Raw genomic sequence first — 17,640 nt, 5'->3', positions numbered from 1 at the left:
AAACTCGGAATCTGCGGGAACACCCAAATTTCGAGCAATCTTATCAGCAGTTAAAAAACCAATGCCATAGATATCAGTCGCTAGCTGGTAAGGATTATGGGTAACTGTATCTATGGATTTATCGCCATATTGCTTATAAATCTTGACTGCATAGGTGGTGCTAACTCCGTGGCTTTGCAGAAATACCATCACTTCCTTGATTGCTTTTTGCTCGTTCCAGGCTTTTTGAATCATGGCAATCCGTTTTTTGGCGATGCCGTTGACTTCGCTCAAGCGCTCGATTTGATTTTCAATAATATCTAGAGTCTCTATCCCAAAATGGGCAACAATACGTTTAGCAGTTACAGGCCCCACACCTTTAATTAGACCGCTACCTAAATACTTCTCAATTCCTGTAAGTGTTGCTGGTTTGGTTTCTTTATAATTAACAACTTGAAACTGCAAACCATACTGGGGATGTTCGCGCCAAAAACCAGTTAATTGCAGCGTTTGTCCTGGCTGAATATCTGCAAAGCTACCGGTAATCGTAGTTAGTTCCTTCGCGCCAGGACGTTGCAAACGTGCCACCGTGTAACCTGACTCTTGAGAGTAATACGTCAGGCGTTCCACTACTCCCATAATTGATTCATCCTTGAGAGTAGCGTTGACTTGTTGCTGGTTTGCTCCGGGTGTGGTGGACATCGCTTGAGTGGAAACGGCGCAGCCATTATACTCGATGCTCACTGTTCTATGAAGTAATGGGATTCACTTTAATAGTATTTTTGTACTATACACGAAATTATGGAGAATAGCGTAGTTTACCGCCGCAGCGAAAAGTTGATGGGCGGATGTATACGCCATCAAACTTTTCAAGACAGGCATCGCTCCTGTTGTAGTAACTTTTCCTCTAAGAATTTTTTATCAAGAGCGATCGCTTGAACGGCATTGCACCTCAACAAAATAATATTAGCGCTCACCTAAATCTAGGCAAGCGCTACTGTTTTATTTAAATTCAGGGAGAAAATGTGGTTAAGAGATGTTTACTATCAATTGACTAATATTTAATTAATTACACAGCACTGCTGCGATTTAGCAAGTTCCACAAGAAAATGGCGACAATTGCACCTAGAACTGCTACCAAAATACCGGGAACGCTAAGAGTTGAAGCTGTTAAAGTCAAGGTTCCTGTATTGAAAAATACACCCAAACTACCGCCAACGAAAGCACCGATAATTCCTAATAAGATTGTTCCTAAGATTCCGCCGCCTTGATAACCGGGGTAGATAGCCTTTGCAATAGCACCAGCAATTAGACCTAAAACAATCCAAGCAAGAATATTCATTGTTTTAATTTGATAAACGTTTTTTACTGACAAATACACAATAGCAATCCCAACATTGACATTCAATCTACCAATAGAACAAATTCTTAATAGCCTTGAGGATGAATGCTATTCTTTCTTGTGATATACCTCTCAATTGATGGATAATAAATTAAGAAAAAGCTCCTAGTAGGTCTGGAACTAGGGGCTTATAAATTCATTGCTTGTAATTGCAGTATATGCATTTTTAATGATTTTTCTCATCTACTCGAAGAATTAAGCTCCAGTTGAAAGCAGATACTAAATGCGATCGCTCCAGAGGTACAACTTTTCCTTACTTGATTTTGTCAGATGCAAAGGCGATGTCACAGCGGTTTTTGCGTTGACTACGCACGGTTACTAACTCTGTGTTAATTGTTCTGTTTAACTACTCTAGTTCTGCCTCTAATTCCTTGAATTCTTTGTACTGCTTATCTTTGTGCTGCCAGTATTTATTGACTGTTTCTTTAGCTGCAACTGCACTTTCATATTCTGTTCCACCTTGGAGAGTTAATCTTTCTCTTACTTTTTTCCGAAGGTCAGAGATGATTTTACCGTTAATTTTGCGGGTTTTAGCCCAATCTAAAATAGTTTGTGGATAAGAACTAGTGCCAATATATTTACCTTGAATAATTTCTGGGAGACTGTAACCTTTTAGTTCGCTTACCCAATAGTAAATAAATTTGAGGTCTGGGTCTTTTTCCTGAATATTCTTATTTGGGTTATATATGCGAAAAGTATCACTAAGCGGATTAGTAACCCCTGATTGCATCTGCCACTGCCAATTATCAATTGCTAAATCTCCATCTACTAAATAGTTCATATAATGTCTAGCGCCGTGATGCCAGGAAATACCACAGTTGATAGTTAAAAATGTGGCACACATCGCCCTCATACGAAAGTTCATCCAACCCATAGTTTTTAGTTGCCGCATACTGGCATCTACCAGGGGAAAGCCTGTTAACCCTTCAAGCCAAGCATGAAATAGTTCTTGTTTTTGCGGTGGTAACTCTAGGGGTGTATACCATTCATCAAATTCTGGGTAACGATTTTTGTAAGCTATTTCTGGGTAAAAATAAAGGCGCTGTGTAAAACTATCATGCCAGCGTAGACGGTCACGAAAAGCTTTTAATGAAAATTCTGCCTTGGGCTGATTTGTAAGTTCTGCTGCTCGTGCCTTAGTACGTTGGTAAACAATGCGAGTTGAAATTGTACCAAAAGTCAGATGTGGTGATAAATGCGATGTTGCACCTTTTTGCGCTAACCAAGGGCGTGAAAGTTTCCAGTGATAGCCATTAAATCTATTCTTAAGAAATGAATTTAATGTAGCTTGTGCCTGTGTTTCTCCACCAAGAAAATATACCTGTTCTGTTTGCAAAAAAGCACGATATTTCTGTTTTAGTTCAGAAAATGTAATTTGAGGTACGTTTAGAGAAAGTGATGGAGTGCTGATATTAGTGGGAGTTTGATAAATAGATTGTCTTTGATATGTGTAATACTCGTTAAACCACTGCTCGCGTTTATCTTGTGATTGTAAAAAGTTATTTAGTCCTAGATGATAATCGAGATTTAATGCTTGATACAAATTAACTATACTTTTATCTCGGCTAATACCATACTCGACTTGTACATCACGATTAAAGTAGAGTTTTGGTCTATGTCCCTGCTGTATTAATTGTTTGGTTAATTCTTGTATAATCTCTACAGAATTACCTTCAAATAAAATTAGTCTGCTGCCTAATTTTTGTAAATTACTATCTAGATTCTCTAAAGACTCAAACAAAAACTGCACCCTTGCTTTACCGACATCGACCCACTGATAAAACCAAGGGTCAATGATAAAGAATGGTAAAACTGCGGTATTATTGGCAGACGCTAAGGTGACGATTTCGTTGTCAGCTAAACGTAAGTCTCGACGAAACCACAGAAGGTGCATAACTCAATTTTCTATATCAACTTAATAATACAATAGTACTAAATAATTTGAATGTGGAACTAAAACTATGACCTACGCCTACAGCATGGATGACGCGGTGCAGGTAGCTAATCAGGCGGCTACTGACATTGAGGCGTGGTTGTGGTCAAAGTCAGAAACTATTAGTGTTGTCAACGTTGAAGATGACCCCAACTATCAATGCAGAGATATTGACCTCATTTGGACAATGCAGACGGGTGAAATTTTAATAGAGGTGAAAGGTGACAGGTGGGACAGGACTCGTAACTTGTTCTTCGAGACTCACAGCAATCTAGAGAAGGGAACCCCCGGCTGTTTCATGTACACTGAGGCGGATTGGCTATTCTATTACTTTGTAAATACGCGCCAATTGTACAAGCTACCAATGCCCAAAACACGGGAGTGGTTTCACATCACCATGCGACGATTTAAGGAGCGCTCGACTACAACACCCGTAGGAAGCAGTCACTACACCACAGTCGGGCGGCTTGTGCCGATTACTACGGTGATGATGGAAGTGGCAGGGGTGAAGATGGAGCAACTGTAGGGGGCGATGGGGCGATCGCACTCCACTCTATGCTTTTTGATCGGACGAAATTGCTTTAAATCTTGTTAAGCCAAAAAATTTTCAGAGTTTTTGCGGAGAGCGCATAAGCGTGGGTGTAGCTAAAATGTGTCAAATGATATATCAAGTGTTACATCAAGTTTGTTATTTAAGTTCATAAGCTAGATGACCACAAAAAAGCCCCTAGTCATCAACCAGCCAGAAGTTGGCAAGCTCATTCGTGAACTCAGGCTACTGACTGGACTAACGCAAGAACAGTTTGCAGCTACTTTAGGTGTCACTTACCCAACAATCAACCGATGGGAGAATGGACGCGCTAAACCATCGCCCTTAGCAATGGAAAAGATTGAGGCGCAATTGCTCCAGATGGGCGATGAAGGTAAGGATTTGCTAGAGAAGTATTTGATAAATTAACCAATATTCAATGCAATATTTGGTGCTAAAACTAGTAATTTTTAAAAGGAAATTATCTATGACACTAAGTTTTACCAATGTAATAGCCAAAATTGCATCTGTTGATTTATTTAAAAGAAATAGTAGTACAGGCAATATAGAAACTGGTATTTTTATTGGTCGTCCATTTAACATTGATTATGAAAAAGCATATATTTTAGTTGCTGACTCTTGGAAGCTGAAAGCTAAAGGAATTCCTCAAGGGTCTTTTTTATTAGCTTATTACGAAAATGAAGATGATGTTTATGAGGTATTGCTTCTCAGGGTTGTAAAACCTGCAAAGTTGCCCACTGATAACGATGTTATCAGTTCCATGATTGAATATTATAAGGACAATTTAAAGACGAGCGGTAAAGAGAGTCAGTTAGATAGCTACACCAAATATGAATTTAGCTTCTCTGGATTAGAATGTAGAATCTTAGGAACATTTTATAAGGACAATAAAGGATGTACACGTTTTGGCGCTGATGTTGAAAACTTTTATAGCGCCCATAACTATAAAGTCATTAAGCCAAATCCAGACGTATTAGAACTTATCGTAAACTTCCGTGAAGAGGGCATCACAGGAAAGCCAACTGATATCAAAATTGGGAAGGTTCGCTACAGTTCTAGCCTTCGCTTCCAAGCACAAGAAGATAATGTACCTGTTTTCGTAAGTCCAAAAGACTTTCTTGGTAAACGTACTGCTCTGTTTGGAATGACCCGTACAGGTAAGTCAAACACAGTTAAAAAGGTCATTCAAGCTACAGTTTCGATGAGCGATAAGGCTGCTTACGCGCTCAACGGGAAATTAAACGGTACTGCTGCACAGAACTTAGAACCTTTAACTAATGACGGTTTACCAAAATATCCGGTCGGTCAAATCATATTTGACATTAATGGCGAGTATGCAAATGCAAATATGCAAGATGAAGGTACAGCGATATTTGAGATATACAAAGAGCGAACCATCCGGTATAGTACTATCAATAAAGATGGCTTCAAAGTGATGAAGGTGAACTTCTACCAGGATATATTATCTGGGTTTGAATTAATACGAAGCCATTTAGAGCTAGAAACTGCTGACTATGTAAAAAGCTTCTTATCAATTAACCTTGAAGAACCAAAGGATAAGACCGATTATTCTGCTATGACACGATATGAGCGTAAAAAAGCAGCTTATTGGTGTTGTTTGTCTAAAGCAGGATTTAAGCATCCAAATAAATTAAGTTTGAAGTTTCCTGGTGAAGATTCACTCAATAAAATGGTTAAGGCTGATGGAAGTCTAAACCCTAAAAATGGTATTTCTTTACAAGAAGCCAGTGAATGGTTCAAAACAATTTGGGAAAACTATAATGACCAGTTCTTTAAAGATTATCAAAGTAAAAAAGGACACGAATGGGCTGACGAAGACTTAAAAGCATTGCTTGTTTTTCTAACACGTAAATCAAAACCAAATGCTAGCCCTACAATCAGTGGTTATATTAAATTACGAGACATTGCCATCCTTCATACAGAAGTAGATGATAAACCATTTGAGCAGGAAATTATCGAAGAACTTCGTAACGGAAAGATTATTATCGTAGACCTTTCTCAAGGCGATCCAGAAATTCAGCGCCTATATTCAGAGCGTATTTGCCGACAGATATTTGCAGATGCAATGAATCGCTTCATTCAAAATACACCCAATAACTTCATTCAATTTTACTTTGAAGAAGCTCACAATCTTTTCCCTAAAAAGGACGATAAGGACTTAAGCCAAGTCTATAACCGGATTGCTAAAGAAGGTGCAAAGCTAAATCTTGGTTTAACTTATGCTACTCAGGAAGTTAGTTCAATTAGTTCTAATATTCTAAAAAATACTCAAAATTGGTTCATTGCTCACTTAAATAATGAGGACGAAACAAAAGAAATTAAAAAGTATTATGACTTTGGAGACTTTACCGAGTCTCTAGTTAGATTTAGTGCGGATAGTGACAAAGGTTTTGTACGCATGAAAACCTACTCTAATGCCTTCGTAGTTCCTACTCAAATTGACCGTTTCTCTAAAATTTAGGAAAGCAAGTAGTTTATGGGATATACAAGTAAGCATGGACGGCGGCCAAATGAGTATGCCAGTAAATCGGCACATAGCCACATAATTAACGACCAATCGCTACAGGAGTTTCTTAATCAGTGTAATCTTCCTAAGTTAGCAGATGAAATTACACTTTCAGATTGCCTTAATTTCTCCTACGAACCTGTAGCAAAAAATCCGATACGTAACATCATCGCCATTGACGGAGGCTACAGCGAAGTAGCCGTACAAACCGGGTTTCCATCATCAACTGTCTGCTTTTTCCAAATCGGAGCGTTGATTTTTAGCATTGACGACCTTGATGGACTTGGTAAACAGCCTTTTATAGACCCAGAGGATATGGCGAAGTTAAAGCAGATTCAGCGTTTAAAACTTACTCTGCCTGTTCGTAATATCCAATTTAAAAGTGAGAGTACACTTACAAACTCGGTACGTAGAACTATTCACAACTTTTTATGCCAGAAGGTAGACAATGAGGAATTAATTGCAACACTACGGTGGTTTATCTTTCAGGAATATGATGTTAGCTTATCAACTTGGAACTTAGCAAGTTGTCCAGTTTGCGGAAGTACAGGTATTCCCCTTCACCTGGGAGAAATGACAAAAGACCATACCTTTTCTTGTAATCATTGCAACGCTGAGATTTTTCTAACAGATGTATTTCGGCTACACGAAGCTATTGATGAAGAGCTAGGTGCTGGAGGCATTTTAGGATATTTGATGACTACGTTAGAGCAGATTATCCTAGTTCACCTCATTCGACTTGTTCTTAAAATGAAGCCAGCTTTGCTGGAGGAAATCTTGTTCGTAAAGGATGGCCCGCTTGCCTTTTTCGGACAAACAGCAAATATGCATCGTCCAATGCGATCGCTTATCAACTTTCTTTTTAAACATCACAACTTATATTTAGCTGGATTAGAAAAGAGTGGAGCCTTTGTAGAACACGCAGATGAAATTTCTGAAAAGCTTGCAAACGGAACTGTCCTAATTCTGAATAATGATTACATTTACAAGTACATTCTTCCTGGTAAAGCTGACCCAACAAAACCTTATGGTTCTACAACTTACTACAGCAACAAGCTGATTTTTAAGACATTGGCGGGTGGAATATACATTGTTTCTTTACCAACTTCAAAGAATATGACGAATCCCAAAGAGGCAGACTTCCGAAACTTGAGTGCAATTTTAACTAACATTGAGAAGCTCAAGTGCGATATGTACGATAGCTCTCTCATTCCTATTGCTTTAGCAAATAAGCTTGTATCTTTGGCTGACCATCCTAGCTCTAGAATTCTTCAGAAGTTTGCTAAAGGTGCAATTTATAGTTGAGAGTTTTTATAGGAAATTTAGCACATATCCATGCCATATACCTAAAATTCATAATTTAAGTGAATTCTCAGTTTGTGATGTAGACTTATAAGGTGCATTAATTGTCTGTTTTAAATCTGAAACATTGTCCACAATAAAAGATATCTAGAGATACATTGTTAAGCTGTGTATAGCTTTTGTGTTGTATGATTTATTGTCCTAAATAATAAATTAACATTGTCTAAATTATGAAATAAAGATTACGTTAGTTATTATAATGAAAGCATACGAATATGACTTCGCATTCTCTTTTGCTGGTGAAGATAGAGAGTACGTTGAGGAAGTTGCAAATAATCTCAAAAATTCTGATATTAAAGTTTTCTATGATGTATTTGAGCAGGTTAATCTTTGGGGCAAGAACCTATACAGTCATCTAGATGAAGTTTACCGTAACAAAGCACGTTTTTGCGTTATATTCATTTCGGAACATTATCGAAGAAAAAATTGGACTAATCATGAGCGGGAAAGCGCTCAGACTCGTGCATTTCAGAAAAATGAAGAGTATATTCTTCCTGCCCGGTTTGATAACACAGAAATTCCAGGTGTTCACTCAACAACTGCTTATATCAATTTACTGGAGTTCTCTCCAAAACAATTTGCTCAACTTCTCATAAAGAAGCTTAAAACTATTGATACAGACGCTTTAAAGATTCCTAAAACTACACTGAAAGCTAACCAATCAAAGCTTCCTGTAAAAGCATCTGATGTCAACAATCGAAAATCTCGTCAAACGATGATTGCCCAGCATCATGGTATATCAGATACTTCCAAAGATTCAAAACATAAAACACAAACTGTAAATTTTACTGCTGAAGGAATTAGTCAGTTATCCAACGATAAACCTGTAATCTATAAAATTTTAACTGAAGGAAAAAAAAACAACTATACAGGAGTAGCTAAGAGAGGAGAAGTTCACAAAACTATTCAAAAGCATCTAAAAAGTGGAAAATATTATGTACCTGGACATAAAGTTTATATTGAACGGATGAATAGTATTAAAGAAGCTCGACAGAAAGCAGATAGAATAATTATAAGAAGTAAACCTAAATATAACGAGTAAACAAAATCCATAACAAAATTGGCAGGGAGCGATCGCTTATCATTCTTAGAGGAAACTTTTGATTAATAAATTTATGTCTAAAACAACACTATTCTCTGGACTTACTCTCAGTTTAATACTGGGTTTATTCTCCAGTAGTCCAATCACTGCTCAAGAAATATACATTGACAATAACTGTAAACAAAATCAGCAATTAAATGAATTTGATAAGTTTACTATTTTCTATAAATCCGAATTTCAAACCAAAGGGCAAACATATTGGTTTTACTCAGGTAGGTATCAAGATGGAAGTACTATTGTTTGTATTTCACAACCAGGATTTAAACAAGCAAAACCTTTAAACATAAAACAAATACAGTCTGGTTACATAGAGAAAATCGACAAAGACCCACGCAATAAAACAGCCTTTCTCGTTACCGTCCGCGAGGGTAATGGTTCCTATGTCCCAATGTTCCAATACCGACTCAATTTGTCTTTACTTTCTAAACCTGCACTAACCAAATTACGGACTTGGACATCAGGAGGGTAGTTGCCCTGCTTTGGCAAGCGGGTAGGCCATTGCACATTTACTATGTATTTTCTAGTACATTACTAGCCAGTTGTAGCGTTCGCGCAGTGTCTCGTAGAGAAGTGTCTCGTAGAGAAGCGATGACCGAGCGCTGTGGGTTGACTGCTGAGTTCTACAGCGTTGGGTCAACTTAGGCGATTTGTGGCTGTTTTGTTCTGTTGATATCTCATTTAAACGGCAATTCACAGAGTTGTTATGCCAAATTGCCAGAATCTTTGAACTTCAACTTTATCAAGCGAGGAAAACTGACGAGCAATACTCCTTTAAAGCCACCCAAAAGGCGATCGCTCTCCCTTCACTCCTCAAATTCCAAACCCTGCTAAAATCCGCGTATTCAATCGCACACTCCCACCATGTCTGCCAAAGAATTTGGGCAACCTCAACCCACTAAAATCGATAAACTTGTTGAAGATGCCGTGCGTTACTGCCACCAACGCAGCCCAGAAGCCCTAGACAGCATCTTTGATAATCTACCTGCGGCCCTCAACAAACAGGTAGTAACAGGTATTGTAGCGGCATTCCAAGGTGATATTAATACCCTCAGTTGGTTTTGCGGTTATATGGCATCAGAAATCAACCGCAGTGAAGATAACCATAAGCCCCATCATCCCATCACCGAACTTAGCAAAACTCTGATTAAATCGGGGATGGAAGCGTTTACTGATTTTATGCCTTACCCCGGTTGCCGCATTGTCATACTCAACCCTGAGAAATTTGAATCTCTACCAGAGGAAGTTCAAGCTGTAGTGCAGCAAGCGTTCAATGTAACCGAACAGTCACAAGAACAAGCGCAGCGGATAAATGATGCCCTGATGCAGGAACTGACCGTGACCGAAGAATAGTGCAACAAATGCGATCGCTTTACTTGGCAGTTAAGGCGTTGTTTGCTGCTTTGGAAGTTGAAAACGTTCGTGATTGAGGAAGTGTTGGGCGGGAAGCACAAAAACCGCAGGCATCGCCTTTCATTCAAGCGAGGAAAACAAGGCGCGATCGCCTCTTTCTTAGCACCCCCACTACCCCCGTTCGTGGACACTAAAAAGCGCCCCCCAAATGGAAGAGCGCCTTTGATTTTATTTGACCTAATTACTGATTAACCGTTAATCGCAGGAGCAGTCAATGCCACAGGAGCAACATCACCACTAGCCAAATCCAGAGGGAAGTTGTGAGCATTGCGCTCGTGCATCACTTCCATACCCAAGTTAGCGCGGTTGATGATATCAGCCCAAGTGTTAATCACACGACCCTGAGAATCAATCACAGACTGGTTGAAGTTGAAACCGTTCAAGTTGAACGCCATGGTGCTGACACCCAACGCGGTGAACCAGATACCGATTACAGGCCAAGCAGCCAAGAAGAAGTGTAGAGAACGGCTGTTGTTGAAAGAAGCGTATTGGAAAATCAGACGACCGAAGTAACCGTGTGCTGCAACAATGTTGTAGGTTTCTTCCTCTTGACCGAACTTGTAACCGTAGTTCTGAGATTCGCTTTCAGTGGTTTCGCGAACCAAGGAAGAAGTTACTAGTGAACCGTGCATTGCACTGAACAAGCTTCCACCGAAGACACCAGCCACACCTAACATGTGGAAGGGGTGCATGAGGATGTTGTGTTCTGCTTGGAAGACAATCATGAAGTTGAAGGTTCCGGAGATACCCAAGGGCATACCATCACTGAAGGAACCTTGACCGATGGGGTAAACCAAGAAGACTGCGGTGGCTGCGGCTACGGGTGCGGAGAATGCCAAGCAAATCCAAGGACGCATTCCCAAGCGGTAAGATAGTTCCCACTCACGTCCTAAGTAGCAGAATACGCCGATTAGGAAGTGGAAGATTACTAACTGGTAGGGGCCGCCGTTGTACAGCCATTCATCTAAGGATACTGCTTCCCAAATGGGGTAGAAGTGTAAGCCGATGGCGTTGGAGGAAGGTACTACTGCACCGGAGATGATGTTGTTTCCATACAGTAGGGAACCTGCTACTGGTTCGCGGATGCCGTCGATGTCTACTGGAGGTGCGGCGATGAAGGCAATGATGAAGCAGGTGGTTGCTGCTAGTAGGGTGGGGATCATCAGTACGCCGAACCAGCCGATGTAAAGTCTGTTGTTGGTGCTGGTTATCCAGTTGCAGAACTGCTCCCAAATGTTGGCGCTTTGGCGCTGTTGAATGGTTGCGGTCATGGTTTTATAAGTGCGGTTATTGATATATGAATCAGACAAGTGTGTTTTTGTCTGTAACAATACTTTACATTGATTTACAAAAATTAATCAAGTATTGGGAATTTTAGAAAACTGGGATAAACCATTAGTTTTACTTATTAAAGAGCTAGATGAGTGCGATGACGTACCCATTTAAGAAGACTCAAGAGCGATAACTTCGTTAAGCTGCGAAGATCGCACCCTTTCATGAAAGCCATATTTGCCTTTATGCTGAAGCGGAAATTGACATACTCCCCCGTTTTCTAAACGGGGGATTCTGAGGTCAAACAGCAATTGCAGGCACTGCCCGACTTACATTGCCTAACTCGGCAGTCGATGCCCCGACTGCTTGAATATTTCGTGCAGCGTTTTCATCACGTCCATTCACCGATTGGCACGATGGGCAACGCCACTGTCTGACCGACAAATCCAAGCTTTCTAATACGTGTCCACAACTGGAACAGGTCTTAGTAGATGGATACCATTGGTCGATGCAGATCACTTGTTTGTCTTTCTTTTTAGCAACCCACTCCAAGATTTGCAGGAACTCCCCAAAGGCCAAATCGGAAACTTTACGTCCCCAAAGACGATGCATCCCTTTGAGGTTTAAGGTTTCAAAACACAGCACGTTGTATTTGTTGGTCAACTCGTGGGCAAGTTTCCAAAACCAATCACGGCGAGAATTGGCAATATCCTCGTGTCTGCGGACTAGGTTTTTCCTCGCTCGTTCTCGATTAACAGACCCCTTCAATGAGAGCGAATGATGGCGACTTGCTTTTCCGACAGCGTTCAAGGATTGTTTGAAGAATTGGGGTGAGTTAATTAAAGTACCGTCCGAGCATGTGAGGAATGTCTTTAATCCAAAATCAAATCCCGCTATCTTACCAGTCGTGAATTTGACTTGTGGGCTAGAGACATTATCAACTACAACCACCATAAACAACTCACCCAATGGGGTGCGTTTAATGGTTAAGGTTTTGACTGTTCCTTCTATCTCTCTTGATTTCCAATATTGATAAACTCGACTGCCAATCTTGACTCTGTTACCACTCAAGAACTTATACCCTGCTTGCTTGAGGGTGAAAGATTTGTACTTTCTAACCTTCTTAAATCCTGGTGGTCTAACTCCTTTTTTATTGTGTTTAAAAAACAACTGATAGGCTTTCTCAATGCGTTGACATATATCCTGCACCGCTTGAGAACCTACTTTTTGCCAAAACGGATTTTTCTTTCGCAATTTGGCAATGTGAGATTGAAGTTTGGCACAACTTAAATGCTTGCCCCACATTTTATAATACCTTTGATGCAGGGCAATGCAGTGATTATAAATCACCCCAGCAGCATTGATTGAGCGTTTGAGATGTCTATTTCGCTTGTGGTTGTATAGCTTAAACTTCAGGGTTTTCATGTGACTATGATACCATTTATTGTGTAGATAATCAACGCTCATCTACATGAAAACTGTATATAATCACTACAATCATACAATTGGATTGGCTACCGTTCATAAGCGTCTGGATACCGTGTCGGCGCAGAAGAGTGTTTGCCGACAATGAAAGATTAAAACTTCGATGTATTGAGGTATTTCAATCTGTTGCTCATGACAATAAATGGATTATCAAAGCCTTAGAAATTGCACCAGACCATGTTCATTTGTTGGTTGAGTATGACCCTCATCACTCTATTGCTCAAATTGTGAAAGCGTTTAAAGGACGCTCTTCACGGATTTTAAAACAGGAATTTCCTGACCTACTTAAACTTCCTAGTTTATGGACACATTCTTATATGTTTGATACTACTGGAAAGGTTAGTACACAAAAAGTACTAGAGTATATTAACGATCCACATCATGGCTGAATAAATTCAGCCTGTTCGCTTATATCCCCCGCATGAATGACGGGGGCTTTACGCATCACTACTCGTAAAAAAATAGCTATGAAATCTGCACAAAATCCCACTTGGGCAAAACGTCATCGTGGCTTGCTTAAAGCACTAACTTTAGCTTTGTTTTTGTTGGCATCCGTAATGCCCCTAACTGTTCTAGCTAACGAGAGCGAAAAATCCACAACGTTCGATGGCACAACCACACTCCAAACCATAATTACCAGCAGTCATCGCTCAGAGCAGAATCGCCTCCGAGACAAGTACCGTCACCCAGCCCAGACCCTCGAATTCTTCGGTCTGCGCCCAAATATGACCGTAGTTGAATTGTGGCCAGGAGGCGGGTGGTATACCGAGATATTAGCCCCATTTCTAGCCCAAAAGGGACAACTCATAGTTACTAACTTTGCTCCCAACCAAAATAAACAAGCCTTGGCTTTTCAAAAGAAACTGGCGGCTGACCCAGAGGTTTTTGGTAAAGTCAAAGTCGCCCAAATTGATCCACCAACCGAACTTACCCTAGCTCCAGACAACTCTGTAGACATGGTTGTTACCTTCCGCAATATTCACAATTGGGTTAAGGCTGGCTATGCCGATCGAGTTTATGCAGCTGCTTATAAAGCACTTAAGCCAGGGGGCATTTTGGGAGTGGAAGAACACCGGGGCAAAGTGGGTATTTCTTTAGCTGAGAGTATCAAAACTGGCTACATGTCTCTTGATGGGGTAATTGCTGCTGTGGAGAAAGTCGGCTTCAAATTGGTGGGCAAATCAGAGATTAACGCCAACCCAAAGGATACTAAAGACTATCCAGGCGGAGTCTGGACACTACCTCCGACCTTGAGCGAAGGTCAAAAGGACAGGCAACGCTTCCTCACCATTGGGGAGAGCGATCGCATGACTCTCAAGTTCGTTAAACCCAAAGCCTCCTAAGAGGGAGATGGAAGGATGGAGGGATAGGGGGACAACTGACTAATAACTATTGACTGTTAAGAGCGATCGCATAAACTAACCACCGATTAAACACACAAGATTTATGCACCTATTACAGACAATTGTTACAAAAAAGCCCGGTCAATCTCATAACCGGGCTTTTAGCTATCTCAATCAATTATTGGAGGTAGAGTAGTCTCATCACAACCAATTAGCCAGCAGGTTGTAGATTAACCTTGACAACTTTGTTCTTTTCTTGCTCAGACTTGGGCAGTGTCAAATTCAAAATGCCATCTTTATAATCTGCGGTGACATTGGTATTTTGAACCCTAGCAGATAGAGGAATTACACGTTGGAATTTACCATAGTAGAATTCGCTCTTAATAGTGCCATTGTTTTCGGTTTTAGATTCAGACTTGCGCTCACCGCTAATTTGAACAGCATTTTCGGTGACTTGAATATCTAGGTCTTTAGCATCAATTCCTGGCAGTTCTAGCTTCAGATGAATAGCATCATCAGTTTCTTGCAACTCAGCAGCCGGAACTCTGATAAAGCCTTTTTCAAACCGTGCAGATGGTACTCTGGTATCTCCAAGTAAGCCGTTGATGTGACGTTCTAAAGCATTCAATTCTTGCCAGGGGTTGTAACGAACTAGTGCCATAACTCTTTCTCGGATTAATTAGCTTCTGTTTAATCGTTTTTGCACTTGTTTTTGTGCTTATGTATTCATAATAAGTATGGTTAAAACTTCTGTAAATTCGGTTTTTATCACCTAATAACATGATGATTACCGCACCAAATTAGGCATGAAAAAAGATTACGGTTTACTCGATTTTTTAGGTTCGGCAAACCAGAATAATAACTATTAATAACAATAATTATCAACTAATAAATCTGCTATTGAAGGGCATAGTGAAGTCAAGCTTTAGCCCTACCCAATCTCAACTCTGATATCCACGCCCAGCAACATCTAGGCTTTGTCTTAGAGGAAAACAGAGCAAGGAGCGATCGCACCCTAATTTTGTGGAGTCTTCAGTGGGGAATAACTTGATTATGCTTGGGAAGTAAGATAAGTTTCTAACTTATGGAAACAAAGCAAAATTATTTTATTATCTTTGACACCACAGAGGGAGCATACTTACCCCTTAACCCTGATAACAACAATTTATTAACTTATTCGACCCAGAAGCAAGCCCGTGATGCTTTTGAGTTGGGCTACAAAGAATACCATGAACAGCCGTCTTCTACTTGGTCTACTAGTGCAGCATTACATTGGTTAAACCTAAAACCATTCGTAGTAGCCCTCAGCGCCAGCTTAACTCCAATGGAAGCGTTAACCACGCTTTCAAATTCCGACACTCCAGACCTCAAGGTGTATTCTCTATCTAGCATTGCTGTGCGTTCTATTAAAGCAGCTAAAGTTGACTTAGAAACTTGCCGTCATTATGAGGTGTCAAAGGTAGAGTTGATTAACCCTGAGTGGTAGCAACAATAACCAGCTTAATTCATCATAGCTATAAATATTTGATGACATTTGAAAAACTTTTAGAACTTGTTAACATTGCCATCCAAGTAGCGACTAGAAGAAATCGAGCAATGGCAGTATTTAAATTTAATAATACTTACTATATAGTCGATGCATGTGAATGGGAAAATGGTCGTCCTTATGGGGAATATATCATCATGGTGGAACCAGGACAAAACCCTAGCCAAGTGCTTGACCTTTGACATATCATTTCGCAATTGACCGTTCACTATTGCTCGTTGCCCTTGCAAGATAGGTTCGTTGGGTTTGACAAACGGCCAATAATAAGCCACCCAAAACTGTGCTAGTAAACTCAAAGGAACTGCTACGTCTGCTCTTAGGTTCCGTAAATCTGGGAAGCTGAGAACGACATCATTAATCGCACGCAGCAAGGCTATTTTGTAGCTCGTCACTTTGCTATCGTGCTTGAGAATCGTGCTGATAATTTTGCTTCCCGATGACATAGCAGGGGTTAAAAACGCTACTCTATAACAATACCTTCGCCAATTTACGAGGGTGAGTTGATGTATTAACTCCCTTGCTTCTAAGGTTTGGCAAAAACAATAAGTCCTAAAAATTCCTTCAAGGTTTCCCGCAAGGTTTTTTTAACGTATTGCTCGCAGGATAAAGGGTTTGAGCGTCCAAGCTACCTTGTAAGCTAAACGCTTATGTATGCGTCATTTTGCCATTTTTGCCAAAATTTTTATAGGCTCTTATTTTGGCAAAGGTATTGCTATAATATTCCCGTTTTCATCACGCTTGATTTCTATCACCTTAACGTCAAAACCTTCCCACTCCTGCACAGTAAATCCCGCCTCGGTTTCATTGGGATACCGCCGCGCCATTTCTTGCCATGCAGCTTCTTCATTGATTGCCCAGATGTAATGACCCTGGCGTTCTTTAAGGTCATCGCGCCCAGTGCAGTCGTGTGAGTATAATGCGTTACGTGTACATCGATATTCTCTCATAACTGCGAATGGCCAAAGATTTAGCTTACTACGTTAAGAAATTTTCTAAGAGGTCTGTTGTTGGGAAGCTGGGGTTAAATGTTAGCCCCAGCGCACCAAATAAGCCGATTTTGCTATTATCTGTCATTGAAATGATAGCAACTAGGCAGATAAGACAAAACCAAATTTCTTTGTCTGCTGAACTCATTGCTACCTTTCTCAAACTGTGGAGCCACCTGGAGCCATTACGCAAGCCAGATATAGGCTTACCTTTTTATCACCTCACTAGTGACGGTTTCTGGCATTTTCAGATGAAACTTGGGTTTGAATCATTGATTGCTGCCAAGGTGAAAATCAGGACTCCTAGTATCATTAAGCAAACTGTAGAGTATGCTTACCTTGATGATGAACTGTGGTCACTGCTGCAAAACCAGAGCGATCGCACTGTACTAACCCACACACTCATTAATTCGTGGTTTAACGAGCGTACACAGGATATAGAGTCATTATTGCAAGTCAACGCCTTTGCTGAACTACAAGACCAATTGCAACGCACTGGCGGTAAGGTCTATCAGCCAGAAGAATTAGAAGATGAGCAAGCTGTAATTGTGCGAGATGGTGCGTTCCGTAAAATCGTTGTTTCAACTTACAACCACACTTGCGCGTTTTGTGGGTTACAGATACTCGACTCACTTGGACAGAACATTGTGGACGGGTCACATATCAAACCATTTTCTCAGTTCTACGATGACCGCATCAACAACGGGCTGTCCCTTTGCAAAAATCATCACTGGGCTTTTGAC

Annotated in this window: 19 protein-coding genes and 1 pseudogene; 13 read left to right on the top strand and 7 right to left on the bottom strand. The window is 40.4% G+C overall.

What is annotated here, in order from left to right:
• Window positions 1-681 (bottom strand): helix-hairpin-helix domain-containing protein (locus RMY31_RS33195; protein ID WP_409879180.1); only part of this gene is annotated, 681 nt, incomplete at its 3' end.
• 99 nt (window positions 682-780) lie between these two features.
• Here RMY31_RS33195 and RMY31_RS33190 point away from each other — a divergent pair.
• Window positions 781-918, top strand: a complete 138-nt coding sequence (locus RMY31_RS33190; RefSeq protein WP_409879178.1) for a hypothetical protein — start codon at window positions 781-783, stop codon at window positions 916-918.
• A gap of 130 nt (window positions 919-1,048) precedes the next feature.
• On the opposite strand, the gene RMY31_RS33185 is transcribed toward RMY31_RS33190, so the two are convergent.
• Together RMY31_RS33185 and RMY31_RS33180 are read right to left on the bottom strand one after the other, a co-directional pair.
• Window positions 1,049-1,321 (bottom strand): GlsB/YeaQ/YmgE family stress response membrane protein, encoded by a 273-nt coding sequence (locus tag RMY31_RS33185; RefSeq protein WP_409879176.1) that lies wholly within the window; start codon window positions 1,319-1,321, stop codon window positions 1,049-1,051.
• A 406-nt stretch (window positions 1,322-1,727) separates the two neighbouring features.
• Window positions 1,728-3,275 carry an FAD-binding domain-containing protein gene (locus RMY31_RS33180; RefSeq protein ID WP_409879174.1) on the bottom strand — a complete coding sequence of 516 codons (1,548 nt, stop codon included), beginning with the start codon at window positions 3,273-3,275 and terminating at the stop codon, window positions 1,728-1,730.
• A 67-nt stretch (window positions 3,276-3,342) separates the two neighbouring features.
• On the opposite strand from RMY31_RS33180, the gene RMY31_RS33175 reads away from it, so the two are divergent.
• The 7 genes from RMY31_RS33175 to RMY31_RS33145 all read left to right on the top strand — a co-directional run bounded on the left by RMY31_RS33175 (window position 3,343) and on the right by RMY31_RS33145 (window position 10,205).
• Entirely contained in the window at window positions 3,343-3,840 is a 498-nt protein-coding gene (locus tag RMY31_RS33175; protein ID WP_409879172.1) for a hypothetical protein, read from the top strand.
• Window positions 3,841-4,023: 183 nt separating this feature from the next.
• Window positions 4,024-4,272 carry a helix-turn-helix domain-containing protein gene (locus RMY31_RS33170; RefSeq protein WP_409879170.1) on the top strand — a complete coding sequence of 83 codons (249 nt, stop codon included), beginning with the start codon at window positions 4,024-4,026 and terminating at the stop codon, window positions 4,270-4,272.
• 58 nt (window positions 4,273-4,330) lie between these two features.
• Window positions 4,331-6,346, top strand: coding sequence for an ATP-binding protein (locus RMY31_RS33165; RefSeq protein WP_409879168.1), 2,016 nt, complete (start codon window positions 4,331-4,333; stop codon window positions 6,344-6,346).
• 15 nt (window positions 6,347-6,361) lie between these two features.
• Window positions 6,362-7,696 carry a NurA domain-containing protein gene (locus RMY31_RS33160; RefSeq protein WP_409879166.1) on the top strand — a complete coding sequence of 445 codons (1,335 nt, stop codon included), beginning with the start codon at window positions 6,362-6,364 and terminating at the stop codon, window positions 7,694-7,696.
• Between the two features lie 256 nt (window positions 7,697-7,952).
• A complete protein-coding gene (locus RMY31_RS33155) occupies window positions 7,953-8,795 on the top strand; it encodes a toll/interleukin-1 receptor domain-containing protein (protein WP_409879164.1) in 843 nt (280 codons plus the stop codon).
• Between the two features lie 73 nt (window positions 8,796-8,868).
• Window positions 8,869-9,324: a hypothetical protein gene (locus tag RMY31_RS33150; protein ID WP_409879162.1), complete on the top strand. Its 456-nt coding sequence runs from the start codon at window positions 8,869-8,871 to the stop codon at window positions 9,322-9,324.
• 392 nt (window positions 9,325-9,716) lie between these two features.
• Window positions 9,717-10,205: a hypothetical protein gene (locus RMY31_RS33145; protein ID WP_409879160.1), complete on the top strand. Its 489-nt coding sequence runs from the start codon at window positions 9,717-9,719 to the stop codon at window positions 10,203-10,205.
• Window positions 10,206-10,453: 248 nt separating this feature from the next.
• Here the strand turns inward: RMY31_RS33145 and psbA are convergent, their stop codons facing one another.
• Both psbA and RMY31_RS33135 read right to left on the bottom strand, forming a co-directional pair.
• A complete protein-coding gene (psbA, locus tag RMY31_RS33140; protein ID WP_409879159.1) occupies window positions 10,454-11,536 on the bottom strand; it encodes a photosystem II q(b) protein in 1,083 nt (360 codons plus the stop codon).
• A gap of 301 nt (window positions 11,537-11,837) precedes the next feature.
• Window positions 11,838-12,962 carry an RNA-guided endonuclease InsQ/TnpB family protein gene (locus tag RMY31_RS33135; RefSeq protein ID WP_409879157.1) on the bottom strand — a complete coding sequence of 375 codons (1,125 nt, stop codon included), beginning with the start codon at window positions 12,960-12,962 and terminating at the stop codon, window positions 11,838-11,840.
• A gap of 46 nt (window positions 12,963-13,008) precedes the next feature.
• Here RMY31_RS33135 and tnpA point away from each other — a divergent pair.
• Both tnpA and RMY31_RS33125 read left to right on the top strand, forming a co-directional pair.
• Window positions 13,009-13,411: pseudogene (tnpA, locus tag RMY31_RS33130) on the top strand (IS200/IS605 family transposase).
• A 78-nt stretch (window positions 13,412-13,489) separates the two neighbouring features.
• Window positions 13,490-14,365: a class I SAM-dependent methyltransferase gene (locus RMY31_RS33125; protein WP_409879154.1), complete on the top strand. Its 876-nt coding sequence runs from the start codon at window positions 13,490-13,492 to the stop codon at window positions 14,363-14,365.
• 211 nt (window positions 14,366-14,576) lie between these two features.
• Here the strand turns inward: RMY31_RS33125 and RMY31_RS33120 are convergent, their stop codons facing one another.
• Window positions 14,577-15,026, bottom strand: coding sequence for an Hsp20/alpha crystallin family protein (locus RMY31_RS33120; protein WP_409879152.1), 450 nt, complete (start codon window positions 15,024-15,026; stop codon window positions 14,577-14,579).
• 423 nt (window positions 15,027-15,449) lie between these two features.
• Between RMY31_RS33120 and RMY31_RS33115 the strand changes: the two genes are divergently transcribed.
• Together RMY31_RS33115 and RMY31_RS33110 are read left to right on the top strand one after the other, a co-directional pair.
• Complete coding sequence (locus tag RMY31_RS33115; protein ID WP_409879150.1) at window positions 15,450-15,851, top strand: hypothetical protein; 402 nt, start codon at window positions 15,450-15,452, stop codon at window positions 15,849-15,851.
• The gene (locus RMY31_RS33110; RefSeq protein ID WP_409879148.1) at window positions 15,845-16,093 is read left to right on the top strand and encodes a hypothetical protein; all 249 of its coding nucleotides are present in this window, start codon (window positions 15,845-15,847) and stop codon (window positions 16,091-16,093) included. Before RMY31_RS33115 ends, RMY31_RS33110 begins: the two co-directional genes overlap by 7 nt.
• Window positions 16,094-16,603: 510 nt before the next feature.
• Here RMY31_RS33110 and RMY31_RS33105 read toward each other — a convergent pair.
• On the bottom strand, window positions 16,604-16,858 hold the full coding sequence (locus RMY31_RS33105) for a hypothetical protein (protein ID WP_409879146.1): 255 nt from the start codon (window positions 16,856-16,858) through the stop codon (window positions 16,604-16,606).
• An 8-nt stretch (window positions 16,859-16,866) separates the two neighbouring features.
• Between RMY31_RS33105 and RMY31_RS33100 the strand changes: the two genes are divergently transcribed.
• Window positions 16,867-17,640, top strand: a 774-nt coding sequence (locus RMY31_RS33100) for an HNH endonuclease (RefSeq protein WP_409879144.1), incomplete at its 3' end; no start/stop codon positions are given.

Source organism: Dendronalium sp. ChiSLP03b (assembly GCF_034531165.2).
GTDB classification, from domain to species: domain Bacteria; phylum Cyanobacteriota; class Cyanobacteriia; order Cyanobacteriales; family Nostocaceae; genus Dendronalium; species Dendronalium minutum.
This window is presented reverse-complemented; position numbering and strand designations above follow the sequence as displayed.

Coding starts and splice junctions, on each gene's coding strand:
- RMY31_RS33170 (WP_409879170.1), top strand. CDS start 4,024: ATGACCACAAAAAAGCCCCTAGTCATCAACCAGCCAGAAGTTGGCAAG.
- RMY31_RS33175 (WP_409879172.1), top strand. CDS start 3,343: ATGACCTACGCCTACAGCATGGATGACGCGGTGCAGGTAGCTAATCAG.
- RMY31_RS33150 (WP_409879162.1), top strand. CDS start 8,869: ATGTCTAAAACAACACTATTCTCTGGACTTACTCTCAGTTTAATACTG.
- RMY31_RS33145 (WP_409879160.1), top strand. CDS start 9,717: ATGTCTGCCAAAGAATTTGGGCAACCTCAACCCACTAAAATCGATAAA.
- RMY31_RS33115 (WP_409879150.1), top strand. CDS start 15,450: ATGGAAACAAAGCAAAATTATTTTATTATCTTTGACACCACAGAGGGA.
- RMY31_RS33190 (WP_409879178.1), top strand. CDS start 781: ATGGAGAATAGCGTAGTTTACCGCCGCAGCGAAAAGTTGATGGGCGGA.
- psbA (WP_409879159.1), bottom strand. CDS start 11,536: ATGACCGCAACCATTCAACAGCGCCAAAGCGCCAACATTTGGGAGCAG.
- RMY31_RS33120 (WP_409879152.1), bottom strand. CDS start 15,026: ATGGCACTAGTTCGTTACAACCCCTGGCAAGAATTGAATGCTTTAGAA.
- RMY31_RS33180 (WP_409879174.1), bottom strand. CDS start 3,275: ATGCACCTTCTGTGGTTTCGTCGAGACTTACGTTTAGCTGACAACGAA.
- RMY31_RS33125 (WP_409879154.1), top strand. CDS start 13,490: ATGAAATCTGCACAAAATCCCACTTGGGCAAAACGTCATCGTGGCTTG.
- RMY31_RS33135 (WP_409879157.1), bottom strand. CDS start 12,962: ATGAAAACCCTGAAGTTTAAGCTATACAACCACAAGCGAAATAGACAT.
- RMY31_RS33165 (WP_409879168.1), top strand. CDS start 4,331: ATGACACTAAGTTTTACCAATGTAATAGCCAAAATTGCATCTGTTGAT.
- RMY31_RS33185 (WP_409879176.1), bottom strand. CDS start 1,321: ATGAATATTCTTGCTTGGATTGTTTTAGGTCTAATTGCTGGTGCTATT.
- RMY31_RS33105 (WP_409879146.1), bottom strand. CDS start 16,858: ATGAGAGAATATCGATGTACACGTAACGCATTATACTCACACGACTGC.
- RMY31_RS33155 (WP_409879164.1), top strand. CDS start 7,953: ATGAAAGCATACGAATATGACTTCGCATTCTCTTTTGCTGGTGAAGAT.
- RMY31_RS33160 (WP_409879166.1), top strand. CDS start 6,362: ATGGGATATACAAGTAAGCATGGACGGCGGCCAAATGAGTATGCCAGT.